The following is a 17220-nucleotide window of genomic DNA, read 5'->3' as shown; positions in this document are numbered from 1 at the left end:
GAAGACATCCGCGGCACCGAATCCGCAGGCACGACGGGCAGCAGGGGAGGGGCCGTGACCGGGACGGCGACACTGGCGGAGATCGCCCAGGAGGCCGGGGTCTCGACTCCGACCGTTTCGAAGGTGCTCAACGGCAGGGCCGATGTGGCCCCGGCCACCCGGGAGCGGATCGAGGAGCTGCTGCGCCGGCACGGCTACCGGCGCCGCCGCAGCGCCTCGCAGTCGAGCCCGCTGCTGGAGCTGGTCTTCCACGAGCTGGAGAGCGCCTGGGCGATGGAGGTCATCCGCGGCGTCGAGAACGTGGTGCGCGAGGAGGGGCTGAGCGTGGTCCTGTCCGAGTCCTCGGGACGGCTGAGCCTCGGTCAGACCTGGATGGAGGGGGTGCTGGCGCGCCGGCCGATGGGGGTGGTGCTGGTGCTGTCCGGCCTCGACCACGCCCAGCAGGAGCAACTGGCCAGCCGAGACATCCCGTTCGTGGTCATGGACCCGGCCGGCGACCCCGGCCAGGACGTGCCGGCGGTCGGTGCGACCAACTGGCACGGCGGCCTGGCCGCCACCCGGCACCTGCTGGAGCTCGGCCACCAGCGGATCGGGGTGATAGCCGGACCGGCCCGGATGATGTGCAGCCGGGCCAGGGTCGACGGCTACCGCGCGGCGCTGGAGACCGCCGGGATCGCCTACGACCCGGGCCTGGTCCGGCAGGGGGACTTCCATCACGAGGCCGGCCATGTCGCCGGGCTGGAACTGCTGCGGCTGCCGGACCGGCCAACCGCCGTGTTCACCGGCAACGACCTGCAGGCCCTCGGCCTGTACGAGGCGGCCAGGGAGATCGGGCTGCGGATCCCCGAGGACCTCAGCGTGGTGGGCTTCGACGACCTGCCGCTGGCCCGCTGGGTCGGCCCGCCGCTCACCACGGTGCGCCAGCCGCTGATGGAGATGGCCGAGGTCGCCACCAGGATGGTGCTCGACCTGGCCCGCGGCAGGCGGCCGAGCACATTGCGGGTGGATCTGGCCACCAGCCTGGTGGAGCGCAGCAGCACGGCGCAACCCCGGTCCAAGCGCTGAGGAACGCCCGTTCCATGCGGGGGTGTTGACGGGGCGTCGGGTCGGGCCTAGGGTCACCGCTGACATTCGGAGCCAAGATCGAAAGTTTCGATCCGCCGCCCCGGTCGGACCGGCCCACCCACAGCTCCGTTCGCGGTGCTTTCCGGTCCCCGTCCCCCGCTGGGCGGTCCCCTTCGGCGTCGCCGGACGACCCGACCGGGGCCGTCCCGGCGGGTGGGCTTGTCATGCCCGCACCACTGCTCCTTGCACCGCCGCACGTCCGCTCACCCCACCCACCCCGTGGAAAGGACACCAACGGTGACAGCACACGATTATGGACGGCGCCGCAGCTCGGGCGCCATCCCGCCGACCCCGCACGACCCCGGGCCGCACCCGTCCCGCACCCTGTTCCGGCGCGGCCTCCTCGGCGCGGCGGCCGCCGTCGCGGCCGGCGCACTGCTGCTCACCGGCATGGGCGGCCAGGCCGGCGCGGCGGGTACCAGCCTGAAGAGCCTGGCGGAGGCCAAGGGCATCTACTTCGGGACCGCCCTCACCCAGTCCAACCTGAGCAACTCCACCCTCACCGCCGTCGCCTCCAGCCAGTTCGACATGGTGACCCCGGGCAACGAGATGAAGTGGGACACCACCGAGCCGTCCAATGGAAGTTACAACTTCGGACCCGGTGACGCGATCGTCTCCTACGCCAAGGCGAACGGGATGCGGGTGCGCGGCCACAACCTGGTCTGGCACAGCCAACTCCCGTCCTGGGTCAGCAGTCTGCCGACCAGTCAGGTGCAGGGGGCGATGGAGGCGCACATCACCACCGAGGCCACCCACTACAAGGGCCAGGTCTACTCCTGGGACGTGGTCAACGAGCCGTTCAACGAGGACGGGACGCTGCGGGCGGACGCCTTCTACAACGCCATGGGCAGCGGCTACATCGCGGACGCGCTGCGCACCGCCCACGCCGCCGACCCGGCCGCCAAGCTCTACCTGAACGACTACAACATCGAGGGCGAGAACGCCAAGAGCGACGCGATGTACAACCTGGTCGCCTCACTGAAGTCGCAGGGCGTCCCGATCGACGGGGTGGGCCTGGAGAGCCACTTCATCCTCGGCCAGGTGCCGTCCACGATGAAGGCCAATATGCAGCGCTTCACCGCCCTCGGGGTGAACGTCGCCGTCACCGAGCTGGACGACCGCATCGCGCTGCCGGCCAGCACCGCCAACCTGGCCCAGCAGGCCTCGGACTACGCCGCCGTGATCAACGACTGCCTCGGCGTCAGCGGCTGTGTGGGCGTGTCGCAGTGGGGCGTCGGCGATGCCGACTCCTGGATCCCGGGCACCTTCTCCGGCTACGGCGCGGCGACCATGTACGACAACAACTACCAGCCCAAGCCGGCCTACAACGCCTCGGTGACGGCGCTGGGCGGCAGCACCGCCACGGCGACGCCGACTCCCTCGGCCTCGGCGTCGGCGTCCCCGACGACGGGTCCGACCGGGGCGGCCGGCTCCTGCAAGGTCGCTGACACGGTCAACGCCTGGAACACCGGGCTGACCGAGAACATCACCATCACCAACACCGGCTCCAGTACCGTCAACGGCTGGTCCCTGGCCTTCACCCTGGCCCCCGGACAGACCGTCACCTCGGCCTGGAACGCTACCGTCAGCCCGAGCAGCGGGACGGTCACCGCGACCAACCTCAGCTACAACGGCACGCTGGCCCCCGGCGGAACCACCCAGATCGGGTTCCAGGCCACCCACACCGGCAACGCGGCGGCTCCGGCCTCGTTCGCCCTCAACGGCGTCAGCTGCAGCGCGGGCTGACGACCACTCATACGGCGGCGGCCTCGGGGGGCTTCCCAGGACCCGCGGGGCCGCCGCTCCCACCGTATCCGCCACGCCCGCCCCTCCCGCTGCTCCCGGGGGGCGGGCGCGGCATACTTCGTCAGGTCGCCCTGGTCCGGGGCGGGGGTGGCGCACATGATGGCCGTATGGACCCCGTATCCGTACCCGCCCCCGTATCCGCATACGACCCCGTATCCGTACGGAAGGTCACCGGTCCCGAAGCCGCATGGCGGCCCGGAGACGTGGTGCTCGATGCCGACGGCAACATCCGCGTCCGGTCGACCAACCCGGAGTGGCCGTGGGACTACCCCAACGAGGGCCTCACCCGCGCGCGTCTCGGCGGTCCGTCCGTCCCGGACGGCGGCCTGGAGGAGCGCCAGGTGCCGCGCCCGCTGATCCTGCTGGTGCGCGGCGGGCAGGCTGTCGGGGGCCGTCGGGTGGAGGAGTCAGCGCCGGTCTGAGGCCGTCAACCCCGGGCGATGTGCAGATCGCACCAGACCCCCTTGCCGTAGGGGAGGAGGTCCGCTCCCCAGCGGTCGGCGAGGGCGTCGACCAGGTGCATGCCCCGGCCGTGGTCGTCGTCGGGGTCGCCCTGGATCAGCAGCGGCAGCGCGTGGGAGGGGTCCCGGACCTCGATCCGTACCGCGCCCCCGCGTCTGGTCACCCGCAGCCGGAGCGTGCTGCAGCCGCTGTGCATGATCGAGTTCGCGGTGAGCTCGGCCACAAGCTGCACCGCGGCCTCGCCGAGGGCGGCCAGGCCCCAGGACTGGAGCAGGTCCAGAGTGAGCTCGCGGGCGAGCGAACATGACGCCGGATGAGCAGGCAGGTGCATTTCGCCGCTTTCCGGGTCCCGAAGATGTTCGAAGAAGTGCACCCGTTGATCGGGTAACGGGTCGATGCGGAACCGGACATCAGGAGTGTCATATGCCGCCACATCAATAACCTTGCCACCGAACGATGTCAATGTAACCAGAAACGCCGAACTTTCCCCCCGGGGTGCCACGACGCGGTAGGGCTGACGCCTTCTGGCAGTGGATGCCGAACCGGCGGAAAGGCGGTCGTACCCGTCCAGAGTGTGGGAGCGTTTTCCGCCTGACTGGACACGCTCGGCGGCCACAAGGTATGCATGCGATCCGGTCCGTTGATCACAGTCAGGAAGCACTCGTGCCCAGAAGCTCGTCGATACTCTGCGGAGCGCTGGCGCTCCTGATCGCGCCGGTGCTCGCCGCCTGTTCGAGCGGAAGCGGCACCACTGCGTCCGCGCGACCCAGTGCCAGCGCCAGTGCCGCGGTCACCGCCGCGACCGCCGTGCCCAGCGTCGGCGCCGTCACCGCCCCGGCTGCGCCGAGCCCGTCCGCGTCGGTCAGCTATCCCACGACGGATGCCGCCCCCGGCGCGGCGGTGCCGCTGGTTCGCGACGCCTTCGCGGTGCTCCAGGCCACCTATAACGACAGCTGCGGCTCGCCGGGGAACTGCGAGTACTTCCTCAACCGGCTGCTCGACAATCTCGACGACCTCGACAATGCGATGAAGGCCAGCTCGGAGGGCCCCAAGCATTTCGCCAAGCCACTCGCGTGGATCACCCAGATGCAGACCGCGCTCGGCAGCGACTTCTCCTTCGCCAACCTGAAGAAGCACCAGAGCCTCCTCGTCGGCACCCGCGACAAGATCAACTCATGGATGCAGTCGTACCCCGAGGACTACCGCTAGGACTACCGCCAGGCGGCGGACGGGGTCAGTAGCAGGCGGGCAGGTGCGGGCGGTGGGGGCCCTGGCCGGCTGCGGCGCGGGTCCGGGTGAGGGCGGCGGCGACGCAGCTGCGGCAGAGGCGGATGTCCCAGCCGGGGCCCGACTCCGCCTCGACGGCTCCGACGACCACGGTGTCGCGCTGCAGCTCGCAGCCGTCGCAGTACCGGCGCAGGTCGGTCGAGCTGAACTCGACCGTGTCCAGGAAGGCCAGGTCGTCGGGGTGGAGTCCGCTCACGGCAGGCGGCCTGTGCCGGCGCCTAGTGGAAGACCGGACGACCGCTGGCACGTCGCGGCTTGTGCGTCCCGGCGGTGGGGCGGGGCGACGCGTTCGTCCTCGCGGCGAGGGCGTCCTTGTGGCGGCGCAGCACCAGCGCGGTGGCGGCGAACAGGCCGACGGAGACGCCCAGGACGGCAGCATGGGCCACCGCGCGCAGCATCGGCCAGGACGGCGACAGGCCCTCGCGGAGCAGCGAGAAGACGCTGACGGCCGCCAGCAGGCCGAAGAGCCACAGGCCGAAGTGTGCGAGCCGCGCGGAACCGCAGGTCAACGGGTAGCGCCGGGGATTCGAGGTCGTGTCCATGGAGTGCGCCTACCCGGTCCCCGGTGCTCAATCCCGGGAGGGGGCGCAGCGGTTGTCAGGGGGCGGCACCGGCGGCGAGGCCGAGGATGTGCCGGGCGGTGCCGGCCGGGTCGACGATCTGGTGCAGGTGTGCGCCGGGCAGGTGCGCGGTTCGCCAGCCCCGTTCGCGGGCGTCCTCGGCCATGTCCTCGTACGGAGGACCGAACAGCAGGTAGGAGCACGGGTGGTCGTCCCATCCCGCGGGGACCGGGACGGTCTGCTCGTAGTAGGAGAGCGGCAGGGTGGGCTCTTCGGCGACGACCCGCTGACGCATCGCCGGGTCGGCGAACATGGGTGCGACGTCCGCCTCGTCCCACCAGTCGGTCCAGCGCGGCAGGATGCCGTCCACCGCCATCGGGCGCAGGAAGTCCAGCAGTTCGGGCGGGGCGACCGCGGTCTCCCCGGTACGGGCCGGCAGTGCGGCGTCGACGAAGACCGAGGCGGCCACCGGACGGTCCAGGCCCGCGCGGATCGAGGGAAGGAACAGGCCGGCGTTGCTGTGCGCCACCAGCACGAGCGGATGGTCGGTCGGGATCTCCTTGAGCTCGTCCCGCACGGCGCCGGCGACCCGGGGCCAGAACGGCGGTTCACCGCCCACGGCCACCTCCAGCAGGGACGGCACCCGCACCCGGTGCCCGGCCGCGGTCAGCAGGTCGGCCACCGGCCGCCAGGTGGAAGGCCCGACTGACGGGCTGTGCACAAGAACGATGATCGGCTCCATGCGAGCATCATCCTGCCGTGCCACCGGCGGTGGCTACCGCCTCCGCTGATGGTGAAACGGCAGAGGGCGAAGACGGTGGTGCGGCCGGCGAGGACCAGGCCGCCGGCCGCTCTGCCGGTGGAGAAGCCGGTGCTGCGCACCACGTGGTGGAAGCCCGTGGCCGGCTGGGATCCTGTGGGGTATGACGACGAGTTTCCGGCTGGCCGCCTACGCGGTGTGCGTCGAGGAGGGGCGGGTGCTGCTGGCCCGGTGCGTGTCCCCGGACGGCGCGAGAACCTGGACGCTCCCGGGCGGCAGGGTCGAGCACGGCGAGGACCCCTTCGACGCGGTGGTCCGCGAGGTCGCCGAGGAGAGCGGGTGCGACGCGGTGGTGGAACGACTGCTGGGCGTGGACTCCAGGGTGATCCCCGCGGCCGACCGCCCCGCGCCCGGCCTGCCGGACCACCAGAACGTCGGCGTCTTCTACCGGGTCCGGATCACCGGCGGCGAGCTGAGACCCGAGCCGAACGGCGAGACCGCCGAGTCGGTCTGGACCCCGCTCCCCGCCGTGGCCGACCTGCGTCGATCCTCACTGGTCGACATCGGCCTCGCCCTGGCCCGGACCCTCCCGGCCACCGGCCATGTCGCGCCGGTCCCGGTCGGCGGCCTGATCCAGCACTGACGGACTGCCGCTGCCGCGTCCGTGGGTGGAGGCGGGCAGCGAACCGGCCCGGGGGCGGGGGCGTCAGCCGGCAGTGAGGGGGGTGCGGCGGACGGTCAGCCAGAGGGCGAGCAGGGCGACGGCGCCGAGGGTGAGGTGGCCGGCGGCGAGGATCAGGTGGAACTCGGGGATCCTGTCGGCCGGTTGGTACTCGAGGAAGGTCTGGTAGTGGTCGCGGGTCAGACAGGAGGTGAGGGTGTCGGGACCGAGGCCGAAGTTCGGGCAGTGGCTGCTGAGGGCGGCGTAGTCGACGGGGTGCCCGGCGGAGTCGAAGAGGTTCACCACCTGGTCGGGGCCGATCTGGATGCCGCCCTTGACCTTCAGTGCGTTCACGCCCGGGCCGGTGCCGGGCGGGGGCGGAAACGGTACGAAGCGCGAGACGGGGGTGATCAGGGTGGGGTAGCGCCACTGGGTCAGCAGGTCCGCGCCGACGTAGCCGACGATGACGGTCATCGCGGCGGGCATCAGCCGCTTGGCGGCGGCGCCGAGGGCGACACCTACGGCGAACCAGGAGACGCCGGTCGCCAGGGGGAGCATGCCGGAGTCCATGAACATCGAACCCTCGAACAGGCCCCCGTTGCTGACGTCCGCCATCACCTGGGCGAGGTGGTCGCAGACGCCGGAGAGCGCGGCGGTCAGCGCGGCCACGACCGTGCCGAGCAGGGCCAGTTTGGTCCACAGCCAGCGCTGCGGGGAGACGTCCTGGCTCCAGGCGAGGAGCAGCGTCCGCTGCTCGTGCTCCCGGGCCAGCAGCGGGACGCCGAGGAACATGCCGATCAGCAGCGGCAGGTACTCCACGAACTGCAGCAGGTCATTGGCGATCCTGAACGAGCCGAAGTTGGCGGACAGTTCGGCGGCCTGGACGGAGTTGTCCGGGCAGAGGGTGTTGTTGCACTGGTGGTAGATGTCGGTCAGGTCGGCGGCGAGGTAGGCCATCCAGCCGGTGAGGGCGGCCGCAAGCACGAGAGCGCCGATCAGGGCCCATCGGTGCTGACGCCAGGTCAGCCAGAGGAGCCCGGAGAAGCCCCCGCTGCGTCCGGCGGCGATGTCCAGGCTGCCCGATCGGCTGTCAGCGGCCAACGGGGACTGGGTGGTTGGGCTCATGCTGCGGCCTCCGCGCTCCGGTGCGCCGTACCCGACGACTTGAGGTAGGTGAAGACCAGGTCTTCCAGGGAGAGCGGCTGGGAGCTCCAGCCGGGGGCGACCACCGGGGTGGCCGGCGCGGTGCAGGGCGTGCGGACGATGAAGGTCGACTGGCGGTCGGTGTGCTGCGACGCGACGACCGTGCCCGGGCTGGGCGGCCGGTCCGCGCGCGGCCCGCTGAGCCGGGTGTGGGCGGCCAGCAGGTCGTCCACGTCGCCGGTGAGCACGGGGCGGCCCGAAGCGAGCAGCAGCAGGTGGTCGCTGACGCCGGACAGCTCGGCCACGATGTGGGTCGACAGCATCACCGTCATGTCGCTGTCGGCGGCCTCCGCCATCAGCTCGCCGGTCACCTCGGTGCGGGCCACCGGGTCCAGGTTGGACAGCGGCTCGTCCAGCAGCAGCAGCCGGGGCCGGGTGCCCAGCGTGACCGCGAGGGCGACCTGGGCCCGCTGGCCGCCGGAGAGCCTGCCGCAGGGGCGGTCCAGCGGTACCTCGAAACGCGCCAGCCAGGACAGTGCGCGCTGCTGGTCCCACACCCGATTGGTGCTCCGTCCGAACCGCAGCATGTCCGCCACGCTGAAGTCCCGGTACAGGGGCTTGTCCTGGGCCAGGATCGCGACCCGGCCGGCGGCCCGGACCGAGCCGCCGGTGGCGGGCAGCAGGCCGCTGATGATGCTCATCAGTGTGGACTTCCCGGCGCCGTTGGCGCCCACCAGGGCGATGATCCGGTTCGCCGGCAGCTGGAAGCTGCACTCCCGCAGCGCCCACACCTGCCGGTAGCGCTTGCTGACGTCCACCGCTTCCACGGCGATCGAGTCGTCGCTCATGCGACGCCCCCCTCCTCGGCCGCCATGCCGTGCGACTGCCGCGCACGGGTGCCGCCGGCCCGCATCTGACGCTGTGTCTCCTCGGCGATCACCGAAGCGATCAGTGCCTGCACGTCCTCGTCCTCCAGGCCGGCCTCCCGTGCCTGCCCCAGCCAGCGGGTCAGCCCGCCGTGCAGGCGGGCCATGACATGGGGATCCGCCTTGCCCAGGGATCCGCTGACGAAGGTGCCCGCCCCCTGCCGCGCCTCCACCAGGCCGGACAGCTCCAGCTCCCGGTAGGCCTTCAGCACGGTGCTGGGATTGACCGTGCAGGCGGTCACCACGCTGCGTACGGTCGGCAGTTGGTCGCCCGGGTGCAGCAGGCCCATCCGCAGCGCCTCGCGCACCTGCCTGACCAGCTGTGCGTACGCGGGGACGCTGCTGGACCGGTCGACATGGAAGTCGATCACGTCAAGGTTCCCTCTCCGTTCGAGGAGTCACAATTGATTCGTTTAAGTAGAACACCAGCCAACCAACATGACAAGGATCGGGAGGAGCCTGAGGTTCTCGGAGCAGGCGACCGGGCGACTCCATCCGCGCGGCGATCGGCCAGTGACGGGGTGTCGGCGTCGCTGGTCAGCGGTCGGACGCCGATACCCCGTCGGATCAGATCAGCTCAGGTCAGCGCAGGTGCCGGGCGAAGAAGCGGACCGCGCTGTCGGCCTCGAACCTGGGCAGCTCCTTGTGCCTGCCCGCATTGGCGTGCAGCGTCTTCTCGGTCGAGGCGAAGGCGTCGAACAGGGCCAGACCCGCCTCGCGCGGGATGTGCTCGTCGTCCCACTGCATGTCGTACTCGACGGGGATGGTGATCTGCTCGGCCTTCTCGGCCAGGACGTCGGGCCAGTGCTGGCCGAAGACCGCAGCGGTGATCCTGGGTTCGACCGCCACGAACGGCAGCCCGATCGCGGTGCCCATGTTGAGGCCGAAGTAGCCCACCGGACCGTCGGCGCCGATCTCGGGCAGCTCCTGGAGGGCGTCCAGGGCCGCCTGCCACTCGGGCAGCGCGAGCTCCGCCAGGTACGCGTTGTAGCGGACCACGATCGGGCCTTCCGGCTCGCCCGCCGCCCTGGCCCGGAACAGTTCGGCGATCTCCGCCTCGTCGTGCGCGGAGCGCGGCCGGTCGCCGTGGCCGGGCGCGTCGATGACCGCGACGTGGAAGCCGCAGCCGGCCACCAGGCGCTGGGCGCGGCCGGCCATGGCCGGATGCTTCTTGTGGTTGCCGCCGCCATGGCCCATCAGCACCAGGGGCGCCCGATCGGCGCCGGACCCGGGCGACCAGAGCACACCGGGGACCCCGCCCACGGTGAAGTCGCGCTCGACCATGCCGTCGGCCGACGACTGGGAAGTGATTTTCAGAGAGTACATAGCTGTTCTCCTTCAGGAGTGCCTCATGGATACGGCGCTCCCGGCGACAGCTACATCAGTCGCCCGACCGTGACACAAGGGGGAGCACCCGCACAGATACCGCGTTCACGGGACTCACCTCCTCGCACGACGTCACGACGTGCGGAACTCTACCAAGCGAACATCATTGCGCCACTCCATTTGTTCGCGCTGTGCCCAGGCCATCGCATGCGTCCGGGTGAATGCCGTCACTTTCGCTCAGGACCGGCCGGTCGCTGCACGGTGCCGCGGACCACCAGATGCGTGCCCAGGACGGCGTTCTGACGCATCGCCATGGTCATCGGATCGTCCCGGTGCAGGGCCAGCCGCATGGCGGTGCGTCCGAGCTCCAGGTGCGGCACGTGCACGGTGGTCAGGCTGGGGACCACGTCCAGTGCGGTCGGCTCGTCGTTGTACCCGACCACCGAGATGTCGCCGGGGACGTCGACACCGGCCTCCCGCAGTGCGGCCATGGCGCCTGCGGCGACCAGGTCGTCGTAGCAGAACAGCGCGGTGAAGGGCAGCGGGCCCCGCTCGGTCAGTTCCTGGACGGTGCGGTACCCGAACTGCCGGGTGGGCTCGCCGCCGAGGCGGCTGTGCCGCACCAGCGCGGGGTCGGGCTCGACCCCGAAGTCCAGCAGCGCGCGCCGGTAGCCGGCCAGCCGCGGTGTCGTGGTGGTGTAGCTGGGCGGACCGCCGAGGAAGGCGATGCGCCGGTGGCCCAGGGACAGCAGGTGGCAGACGGCGGCGAAGGCGCCGCCCTCGTTGTCGTACTCGACGACGGTGATCGGCAGCGCCGGGTCCGGGGTCGGGCGTCCGCAGAACACCAGCCGTGAGCCCGCACCGTCCAGGGCCTGGGCGAGCCTGCCGATCCTGGTCCGGTACTCGGGGGAGTCGTGCACCCCGCCGATCAGCACCACGGCCTCGGTGTTGCGCTGCCGCAGCATCTCGATCAGCGCCATCTCCCGGTCCGGGTCGTCCATGGTGGTGCACACCAGGCACAACCGGTCCTCGGCCACGGCCTCCTGCTCCACGCCCCTGGCGACCTGGTTGTGGAACGGCCAGGTGATGTCGGCGAGCAGGATCGCCACGGTGCGCGAGTTGGCCACCGACAGCGAGCGGGCCTGCTCGTTGACGACGTAGTCCAGCTCCTGGATGGCCTTGCGGACCCGGCGCCGCACCTCGGCGGAGACCGGCCGGTTGCCGGTGAGCACCCGGGAGACGGTCGCGGAGGAGACCCCGGCTCTGGCGGCCACGTCCCGTACGGTGGCCGCGCGGGCGGGGGTCGGCGACGGCTCCGAGGCTTCCGGCATACCGGGAGTATAGGGATGAGTGATCACTTGAGCAGTCCTACACTCAGACCGGTCTGCACCTTCTTCGCCAGGGCGAGGTAGAGCGCGACCACCGGCAGCGCCGCGATGACCAGCCCGGCGAACAGCGCGCTCCAGTCGTTGGCGTAGCCCTGCTGCACGGCGAGCGCGGCCAGACCCTGGGAGAGCAGGTACTTGTGCTGGTCGGAGTTGAGCACCAGCGGTAGCAGGTACTGGTTCCACATGCCCAGGAAGTTGAAGATGGCCACGCTGACCAGCCCCGGCTTGGCCATCGGCAGCATGATCCGGAAGAACACCCCCTCCTGCGAGCAGCCGTCGATGACGGCGGCCTCGGCCACCGAGGTGGGCAGGGTGCGGAAGAAGCCGGTCAGGAAGAAGACCGTGAACGGCAGCGCGTAGGCGGTGTAGACCAGGATCAGCCCGGGGTAGCTGCTGAGCAGGTTCAGGTTCTTGACCACGAAGAACAGCGGCACCAGGGCCAGGAACACCGGGAAGGTCATCCCGGCCACGAAGGCGTAGTAGACGACGCGGTTGCCGGGGAAGCGGAACCGGGCCAGCACATAGGCGGCCATGGAGCCGAGCAGCATGGTCAGCGCCAGCGCGCCGACCACCACGACGACGGTGTTGAGGAAGTACTCGCCGATGTCGGCCTTGGTCCAGGCCCGGACGAAGTTGTCGAAGTGCCAGGTCGCGGGCAGCTTCCAGGGACTGGCGAACAGTTCGTTGTTGGTCTTGAAGGCGCTGACCAGGGCCCAGAGCAGCGGGACGGCGGCCAGCAGCGCCCAGACGCCCAGGAATCCCTGGGTGGCCCCGGTGCCGAGCCGGCGGGACAGCCGCCCGCCCGGCCGGGGCCGGCCGCCGCTGCCGGCACCTGACGGGGAGTCACCCGGCGAGTCGGACCGCGGGCCGGTGTCGGGCCCCGCCGACCGCGGCGGGGTGGTGGTGTCGGTCATTTTCCGGCTCCTCAGAACTCGATCGTCTCGCGGCGCGACAACCCGAAGGTGGCCGCCGCCATCAGCAGGGTCAGCAGGCACAGCACCACGCCGATGGCCGACGCGTAGCCGAACTGCCCGTTCTGGAAGGCCGCCTGGTAGAGGTACTGGGCCACCACATTGGTGGAGTTGTCGGGACCGCCGTCCGGCAGCAGCACCTCGAACAGCGCGAAGGCGTCCAGTGCAGCGATGCCCAGGTAGATCCAGGCGACCTGGACGGTCTCCCGCAGCAGCGGCAGGGTGATCCGCCACATGGTCTGGAACCGGGAGGAGCCGTCCAGGTCGGCGGCCTCGTAGATGTCCCTGGGGATGGACTGCATGGCGGCGCTGAACAGCACCACGTAGAAGCCGACCCCGGTCCACACCATGATCGCGGCCAGCGACCACAGGGCCACCGCCGGATCCCCCAGCCAGGTGGCCTTGAGGCTGCCCAGGCCGACCGCGTCCAGCGCCGAGTTGATCGGCCCCAGCTGCGGGTTGTACAGGAACTGCCAGAGCACCGCGGTGATGACGGCGGGCAGGATGTGCGGCAGGAAGAAGAGCTTCTGGTACGGCCCGGCGCCGCGCACCCCCTTGACCGTCCCGGCGGAGGCGCCCACGTTGAGCGTGCTCGCGAAGAACAGCCCCAGCGCGATCGTCACCAGCGGGACGGCCACCAGCAGCAGCGCATTGTGCTCCAGGGCCTTCCAGAACCCCGGGTCCGAGGCCAGCCTGCGGTAGTTGGCGAGGCCCACGAAGGGCTGGGCGGCGGTGAAACCGGTCCAGCTGGTAAGCGAGATGTAGAAGGCCTGGGCGAACGGGGAGAGGACGAACACCCCGTAGAGCGTGAGCGGCGCTGCCAGGAACAGCGTGATGATGCGGTACTTTCCGTGCTCCATGGCAGCGGACTCCGTTCCGTCGGACCTGTCAGCGGGTGTACTTCTTGACGGAGGAGTCGGCGGTCACGGAGTCGGCCGCCGCCTGCATCTTCTTCAGGAAGCCGGCCGCGTCGCTGCGCCCGGCCAGCAGGTTGCCGATCTCGGTCTTCAGGGCCTTGGACATCGCCGGGTACCAGCTCGGGAAGAGGTACATGAAGGTGTTGTCCCCGGCGTCGCTGATCGCCTTGGTGACCGAGCCGAACGCGGTCGAGCCGAAGTCCTGCCCGGAGGCCGCGCCCTTGACCACCGTCGGCGCGTGGGTGAGCTCGGAGAAGTGGCCCGCCGCAGACTGGGACAGCATGATGCGCAGGTACTCCAGGCCGCCGCGGACGTTCTTGGACTGCGCCGGGACGATGTACTTCTCGCTGGCACCGGTGTAGAGCGCGGTGACAGGCAGCTTGTCGGCCGACGTGAGCGAGGGGAGGGTGCCCAGGACCATGTCGAAGCCGGCGGGCGTGATGCCCTTCATCTCGGACTCGATCCAGGAGCCGCTGGGGTAGATCGCCGCCTTGCCCTGCACCCAGGCCGTCTGCGCCTGGGTGTGCGTCAGACCGGAGCTGCCGGACATCATCCAGCCGTTCTTGACCAGCCCGGCTATCGCCTGGGCGGCCTGCTGCATCGGCTCGGACTGCCAGGCGCCCGCCTTGAGGTTGTCGATGTCGGTGACCGTGCTGACGCCGCCGAGCTTGACCGCGAGGCTGATCAGTGGCTGCATGAAGTAGTCCGGGGCGGTCTGACCGCCGTAGGCGAAGGGGGAGATCCCCGCCGCCTTGATCTTCCCGGCCAGGGTGACCAGCTCGGCCCAGGTGGTCGGCCACTCCCAGCCGTTCTTCTTGAACAGCGACTGCGAGTACCAGAAGCCGTAGGCGGTGTAGACGTAGGGCAGCGCCATCACCTTGCCGTCGAAGGTGGTCGCGGTCAGGGCGCCCGGCAGCAGGGTGTCGGCGACGGTCTTGGACGGGTCGTCGATCGAGGGGGCCCTGAGCAGGTCGCTGAGGTCGGTGACCTGGCCGTTGCCCACCAGGGTGCCCAGCACCATCGGCGACGCGCCGCTGTTGTCGATCACCGCGGGCGGGTTCCCGGCCACGAAGCGCGGCTGCAGCTCGGTCTGGATCTGCTGGATGCCGTTGTGGGTGATGGTCGCCTTGGGGAAGGACTTCTTGTAGATCGCCTCGTCGAACTTGGCGTAGTCGTCGCCGTAGCCGCCCTTGAAGACATAGACCTCCAGCGGTGCGGTGGCGTCCACGCCGAGCGGGTTGGCCGCGCTGGTGGCGGCCGCCGCGGCAGGGGAGCTGCCGGAGGAGGTGTCGCTGCCGCCGGTGGCGCAGGCGCTGAGCAGGGACACGGCGGGGACGGCGGCGACTCCGAGCAGACCGGTGGTGCGCAGCAGGGATCTGCGGGAGACCGGGGCGACGGTGTTCAGGCTCGGGATGTTCACGGTTGTTCCTTTCGAGGGGTGGAACGGGAGGGTGGAACAGGAGGGGCGGAACATCGGGTCGGTGCGGTTCGGGGTCAGGCGGTGGTCGCCAGCTCCTCTGCGGCCACCGGGCCGAGCAGGGGCAGTCCGGCGGCGAGCCGTTCGACCTCGGCCACGGCGAACTCGCCGAGACGGCTCACCTCGCTCCCCATCGCCCCGGCGACATGCGGGGTGACCAGCACGTTCGGCAGGGTGAGCAGCGGATGTCCGTGCGGCAGCGGCTCCGGGTCGGTGACGTCGAGGACGGCGTCGATCCGGCCGGACGCGCACTCGGCGACCAGTGCACCGGTGTCGATCAGGGCTCCGCGCGCGGTGTTGACCAGCACCGCCCGGTCCGGCAGCAGCGCGAGCCGCCGGGCGTCCAGCAGTCCGCGGGTGCCGGGGAGCAGCGGGGCGTGGACGGTGACCACGTCGCTGCGCATGAGCAGGTCGTCCAGTTCGACCAGTTCGACCCGGCCGCCCGGGACCAGCGCGTCGGCCTGCGCCGCGGTGATGGTCGGGTCGCTGACCAGCAGGCGGAACCCGTGTCCGGCGAGCGTGGAGAGCACCAGCCGGCCGGTGCGGGAGGCGCCGACCACTCCGACCGTGCGGCCGTGGTTGCCGGTGTCGGGCTGGACCGAGTAGTCCCTGAAGCCGGTCGCGGTGTACTCGTTGGCGAGCCTGAAGGCCCGCTTCCCCGCCAGCAGCACGGCGCTGACGGTGTACTGGGCCACCGGCAGGGCGTTGACGGCGGCCGCGGAGGAGACCAGGATGCCGCGGTCCCATACCGCCGGGCTGATCAACTCCTTGACGGTGCCTGCCGCGTGGACCACGGCGCGCAGGTTCGGCGCGGCGTCCAGCACCCAGTCCTCCACCACCGGGCAGCCCCAGCCGGTGATCAGCACATCGGTGCCGGCGAGTGCGTGCAGGACCTCCGGCTCGGCGAAGTCGGTTGCCGCCAGTACGCGTTCGACCCGCGCGGTCGCGCTCAGCCGGGCCATCAGCGGCTCGGGGAGCACGCTGGCGACGAGGTCGGGGCGCATGGCGATCATTGCGGTCAGCTTCTCGGACACGAGGAGGCCGGTCTCCTTGGTGGTAGCGGTGCAGGCAATCGGTTGCACGAGTTGGCGAGATTCAAGCCCCAGCACCGACGGTTCGTCAATACCCTGGCGCGGCATCATTGGGTGGATGTGCTGATTCACAGCGTGCTGCGGCATGATCACGCGGCAACCGATTGCCTGGCATTCGGTCGAATCCGTTGACGTGTCACTGGAAAGCGCTTACCTTCTCGTCCAATCGGAGCGGGAGGCTCCGGGCCCGCGGACGCATCGGCGAGGAGACCCCATGGGTACGCACTTCACGAGTACGCACTTCACGCGGCGACGGATCCTGCAGCTGGGCGCAGCCACCACGGTGCTGGCGAGCACGGCCCAGTGGGCGTCCGCACCGCACGCCTGGGCGGCCGACGCCTACGACACCTTGCGCGGGCGCTGGCTGGAACTGCTGACCGGCACCGGCTTCGACGCCACCGCGGCTCCGTTCGCGTCCGCCCTGGCCGCCATCGGCACCCAGGCCTCCACCTACCAGGGCGCGATGACCACCAGCGGCAGCTCGCTCTGGAGCGACCTGCCGCTGGGCAGCGTCTCCGCGAACATCACCACCAGCTACAACCGGCTGAGGACGATGGCTCTGGCGTACGTCCAACCGGGCACCGGCCTGACCGGAAACACGGCCCTGGCGTCGGCGGTCACCAGCGGTCTGGACTTCCTCTGCACCAACGCCTACACCGCTTCCGCCACCACGTACAACAACTGGTGGGACTGGCAGATCGGCAGCCCCGAGGCGATGCTGGACACCGCCGTGCTGATGTACGGGGAACTCGACTCCACCCAGGTCGCCGCCTACTGCGCCGCGGTCGACAACTTTGTTCCCGACTCGGCGGTGGCGACCTACAGCGGGACCAGCACCGGCGCCAACCGGGTCGACCTGAGCCGGGTCATCGCCCTGCGCGGGGTCCTCGGCAAGAGCTCGGCCAAGCTGGCCACGGCCGGCGCAGCGCTCTCCCCGGTCTTCCCCGACGTCCTCACCGGGGACGGCCTCTACGCCGACGGCTCGTTCATCCAGCACACCTACGTCCCCTACACCGGCTCCTACGGCGAGGTGATGATCGGCGGCCTGAGCCGGATGCTCTGGCTGCTGTCCGGCTCCTCCTGGGCGGTCACCGACACCGGGCGACAGAACATCTTCGACTCGGTCACCAACGCCTATGCGCCCTTCCTCTACAACGGCCTGGTGATGGACGGCGTGGTCGGGCGGGCCATCAGCCGCGGCCTGGCCGTCTCCGACCCGCTGCAGATCCAGCAGGACGACCACCGGCGCGGACACACCCTGATCTCCGACATCCTGCGGCTGGCCGACTCCGGGGTGGCCACGGCCGCCGAGAGCGCGCA

At 70.7% G+C, this 17220-nt stretch carries 18 protein-coding genes and 1 pseudogene; 6 read left to right on the top strand and 13 right to left on the bottom strand.

Translation table 11 applies throughout. The annotated features are described in order from the left end of the window. Window positions 1-54: 54 nt before the first annotated feature. The 3 genes from TR46_RS33380 to TR46_RS33370 all read left to right on the top strand — a co-directional run bounded on the left by TR46_RS33380 (window position 55) and on the right by TR46_RS33370 (window position 3353). A complete protein-coding gene (locus TR46_RS33380; RefSeq protein ID WP_236655637.1) occupies window positions 55-1065 on the top strand; it encodes a LacI family DNA-binding transcriptional regulator in 1011 nt (336 codons plus the stop codon). Window positions 1066-1515: 450 nt separating this feature from the next. After that, complete coding sequence (locus TR46_RS33375) at window positions 1516-2871, top strand: endo-1,4-beta-xylanase (protein WP_084719154.1); 1356 nt, start codon at window positions 1516-1518, stop codon at window positions 2869-2871. A gap of 167 nt (window positions 2872-3038) precedes the next feature. Next, window positions 3039-3353, top strand: coding sequence for a hypothetical protein (locus TR46_RS33370; protein WP_152626828.1), 315 nt, complete (start codon window positions 3039-3041; stop codon window positions 3351-3353). Between the two features lie 5 nt (window positions 3354-3358). Here the strand turns inward: TR46_RS33370 and TR46_RS33365 are convergent, their stop codons facing one another. After that, the gene (locus tag TR46_RS33365; RefSeq protein ID WP_052433322.1) at window positions 3359-3724 is read right to left on the bottom strand and encodes an ATP-binding protein; all 366 of its coding nucleotides are present in this window, start codon (window positions 3722-3724) and stop codon (window positions 3359-3361) included. Window positions 3725-4056: 332 nt separating this feature from the next. Here TR46_RS33365 and TR46_RS33360 point away from each other — a divergent pair, with 332 nt between their 5' ends. Next, window positions 4057-4602: a hypothetical protein gene (locus TR46_RS33360; protein ID WP_052433321.1), complete on the top strand. Its 546-nt coding sequence runs from the start codon at window positions 4057-4059 to the stop codon at window positions 4600-4602. A 25-nt stretch (window positions 4603-4627) separates the two neighbouring features. Here TR46_RS33360 and TR46_RS33355 read toward each other — a convergent pair whose 3' ends face one another. Genes TR46_RS33355 through TR46_RS33345 form a run of 3 tightly spaced genes read right to left on the bottom strand, consistent with a single transcriptional unit; the run spans window position 4628 to window position 5982 of the window. Further along, entirely contained in the window at window positions 4628-4876 is a 249-nt protein-coding gene (locus tag TR46_RS33355; protein ID WP_042409570.1) for a hypothetical protein, read from the bottom strand. Window positions 4877-4898: 22 nt separating this feature from the next. Continuing rightward, on the bottom strand, window positions 4899-5222 hold the full coding sequence (locus TR46_RS33350; protein ID WP_042409567.1) for a hypothetical protein: 324 nt from the start codon (window positions 5220-5222) through the stop codon (window positions 4899-4901). A gap of 55 nt (window positions 5223-5277) precedes the next feature. After that, window positions 5278-5982: an alpha/beta fold hydrolase gene (locus TR46_RS33345; protein ID WP_042409564.1), complete on the bottom strand. Its 705-nt coding sequence runs from the start codon at window positions 5980-5982 to the stop codon at window positions 5278-5280. A 181-nt stretch (window positions 5983-6163) separates the two neighbouring features. Between TR46_RS33345 and TR46_RS33340 the strand changes: the two genes are divergently transcribed. Next, on the top strand, window positions 6164-6643 hold the full coding sequence (locus TR46_RS33340) for an NUDIX hydrolase (protein WP_042409561.1): 480 nt from the start codon (window positions 6164-6166) through the stop codon (window positions 6641-6643). A 63-nt stretch (window positions 6644-6706) separates the two neighbouring features. On the opposite strand, the gene TR46_RS33335 is transcribed toward TR46_RS33340, so the two are convergent. The 9 genes from TR46_RS33335 to TR46_RS33295 all read right to left on the bottom strand — a co-directional run bounded on the left by TR46_RS33335 (window position 6707) and on the right by TR46_RS33295 (window position 15843). Beyond that, window positions 6707-7786 carry an ABC-2 membrane transporter-related protein gene (locus TR46_RS33335; RefSeq protein WP_152626827.1) on the bottom strand — a complete coding sequence of 360 codons (1080 nt, stop codon included), beginning with the start codon at window positions 7784-7786 and terminating at the stop codon, window positions 6707-6709. Continuing rightward, window positions 7783-8652 carry an ABC transporter ATP-binding protein gene (locus TR46_RS33330; RefSeq protein WP_042409554.1) on the bottom strand — a complete coding sequence of 290 codons (870 nt, stop codon included), beginning with the start codon at window positions 8650-8652 and terminating at the stop codon, window positions 7783-7785. The genes TR46_RS33335 and TR46_RS33330 overlap by 4 nt, the downstream gene beginning before the upstream one ends. Beyond that, window positions 8649-9101, bottom strand: a complete 453-nt coding sequence (locus tag TR46_RS33325; protein ID WP_042409551.1) for a GntR family transcriptional regulator — start codon at window positions 9099-9101, stop codon at window positions 8649-8651. Before TR46_RS33325 ends, TR46_RS33330 begins: the two co-directional genes overlap by 4 nt. A gap of 211 nt (window positions 9102-9312) precedes the next feature. Continuing rightward, window positions 9313-10056 carry an alpha/beta fold hydrolase gene (locus TR46_RS33320; protein ID WP_042409548.1) on the bottom strand — a complete coding sequence of 248 codons (744 nt, stop codon included), beginning with the start codon at window positions 10054-10056 and terminating at the stop codon, window positions 9313-9315. A gap of 227 nt (window positions 10057-10283) precedes the next feature. Next, on the bottom strand, window positions 10284-11387 hold the full coding sequence (locus TR46_RS33315; protein WP_042409545.1) for a LacI family DNA-binding transcriptional regulator: 1104 nt from the start codon (window positions 11385-11387) through the stop codon (window positions 10284-10286). A gap of 23 nt (window positions 11388-11410) precedes the next feature. Further along, entirely contained in the window at window positions 11411-12358 is a 948-nt protein-coding gene (locus TR46_RS33310) for a carbohydrate ABC transporter permease (protein ID WP_042409543.1), read from the bottom strand. A gap of 11 nt (window positions 12359-12369) precedes the next feature. After that, window positions 12370-13275 (bottom strand): carbohydrate ABC transporter permease, encoded by a 906-nt coding sequence (locus TR46_RS33305; protein ID WP_042409542.1) that lies wholly within the window; start codon window positions 13273-13275, stop codon window positions 12370-12372. Window positions 13276-13303: 28 nt separating this feature from the next. Next, on the bottom strand, window positions 13304-14752 hold the full coding sequence (gene ngcE / locus TR46_RS33300; RefSeq protein ID WP_052433320.1) for an N-acetylglucosamine/diacetylchitobiose ABC transporter substrate-binding protein: 1449 nt from the start codon (window positions 14750-14752) through the stop codon (window positions 13304-13306). A gap of 74 nt (window positions 14753-14826) precedes the next feature. Then, complete coding sequence (locus TR46_RS33295) at window positions 14827-15843, bottom strand: hydroxyacid dehydrogenase (RefSeq protein ID WP_369406021.1); 1017 nt, start codon at window positions 15841-15843, stop codon at window positions 14827-14829. 271 nt (window positions 15844-16114) lie between these two features. Between TR46_RS33295 and TR46_RS33290 the strand changes: the two are divergent. Continuing rightward, window positions 16115-17220, top strand: a pseudogene (locus TR46_RS33290) (lyase); the annotation flags it as partial.

This window comes from Streptacidiphilus carbonis (genome assembly GCF_000787775.1).
In the GTDB taxonomy this organism is placed as follows: Bacteria; Actinomycetota; Actinomycetes; order Streptomycetales; family Streptomycetaceae; genus Streptacidiphilus; species Streptacidiphilus carbonis.
The sequence above is the reverse complement of the archived record's forward strand: the minus strand, read 5'-3'. Positions and strand labels throughout refer to the sequence as shown.

What these genes read in the sequence shown, in the direction of transcription:
- TR46_RS33375 (WP_084719154.1), top strand. Translation starts at nt 1,516, where the DNA reads ATGGGCGGCCAGGCCGGCGCGGCGGGTACCAGCCTGAAGAGCCTGGCG.
- TR46_RS33370 (WP_152626828.1), top strand. Translation starts at nt 3,039, where the DNA reads ATGGACCCCGTATCCGTACCCGCCCCCGTATCCGCATACGACCCCGTA.
- TR46_RS33365 (WP_052433322.1), bottom strand. Translation starts at nt 3,724, where the DNA reads ATGCACCTGCCTGCTCATCCGGCGTCATGTTCGCTCGCCCGCGAGCTC.
- TR46_RS33350 (WP_042409567.1), bottom strand. Translation starts at nt 5,222, where the DNA reads ATGGACACGACCTCGAATCCCCGGCGCTACCCGTTGACCTGCGGTTCC.
- TR46_RS33345 (WP_042409564.1), bottom strand. Translation starts at nt 5,982, where the DNA reads ATGGAGCCGATCATCGTTCTTGTGCACAGCCCGTCAGTCGGGCCTTCC.
- TR46_RS33340 (WP_042409561.1), top strand. Translation starts at nt 6,164, where the DNA reads ATGACGACGAGTTTCCGGCTGGCCGCCTACGCGGTGTGCGTCGAGGAG.
- TR46_RS33335 (WP_152626827.1), bottom strand. Translation starts at nt 7,786, where the DNA reads ATGAGCCCAACCACCCAGTCCCCGTTGGCCGCTGACAGCCGATCGGGC.
- TR46_RS33330 (WP_042409554.1), bottom strand. Translation starts at nt 8,652, where the DNA reads ATGAGCGACGACTCGATCGCCGTGGAAGCGGTGGACGTCAGCAAGCGC.
- TR46_RS33320 (WP_042409548.1), bottom strand. Translation starts at nt 10,056, where the DNA reads ATGTACTCTCTGAAAATCACTTCCCAGTCGTCGGCCGACGGCATGGTC.
- TR46_RS33315 (WP_042409545.1), bottom strand. Translation starts at nt 11,387, where the DNA reads ATGCCGGAAGCCTCGGAGCCGTCGCCGACCCCCGCCCGCGCGGCCACC.
- TR46_RS33310 (WP_042409543.1), bottom strand. Translation starts at nt 12,358, where the DNA reads ATGACCGACACCACCACCCCGCCGCGGTCGGCGGGGCCCGACACCGGC.
- TR46_RS33305 (WP_042409542.1), bottom strand. Translation starts at nt 13,275, where the DNA reads ATGGAGCACGGAAAGTACCGCATCATCACGCTGTTCCTGGCAGCGCCG.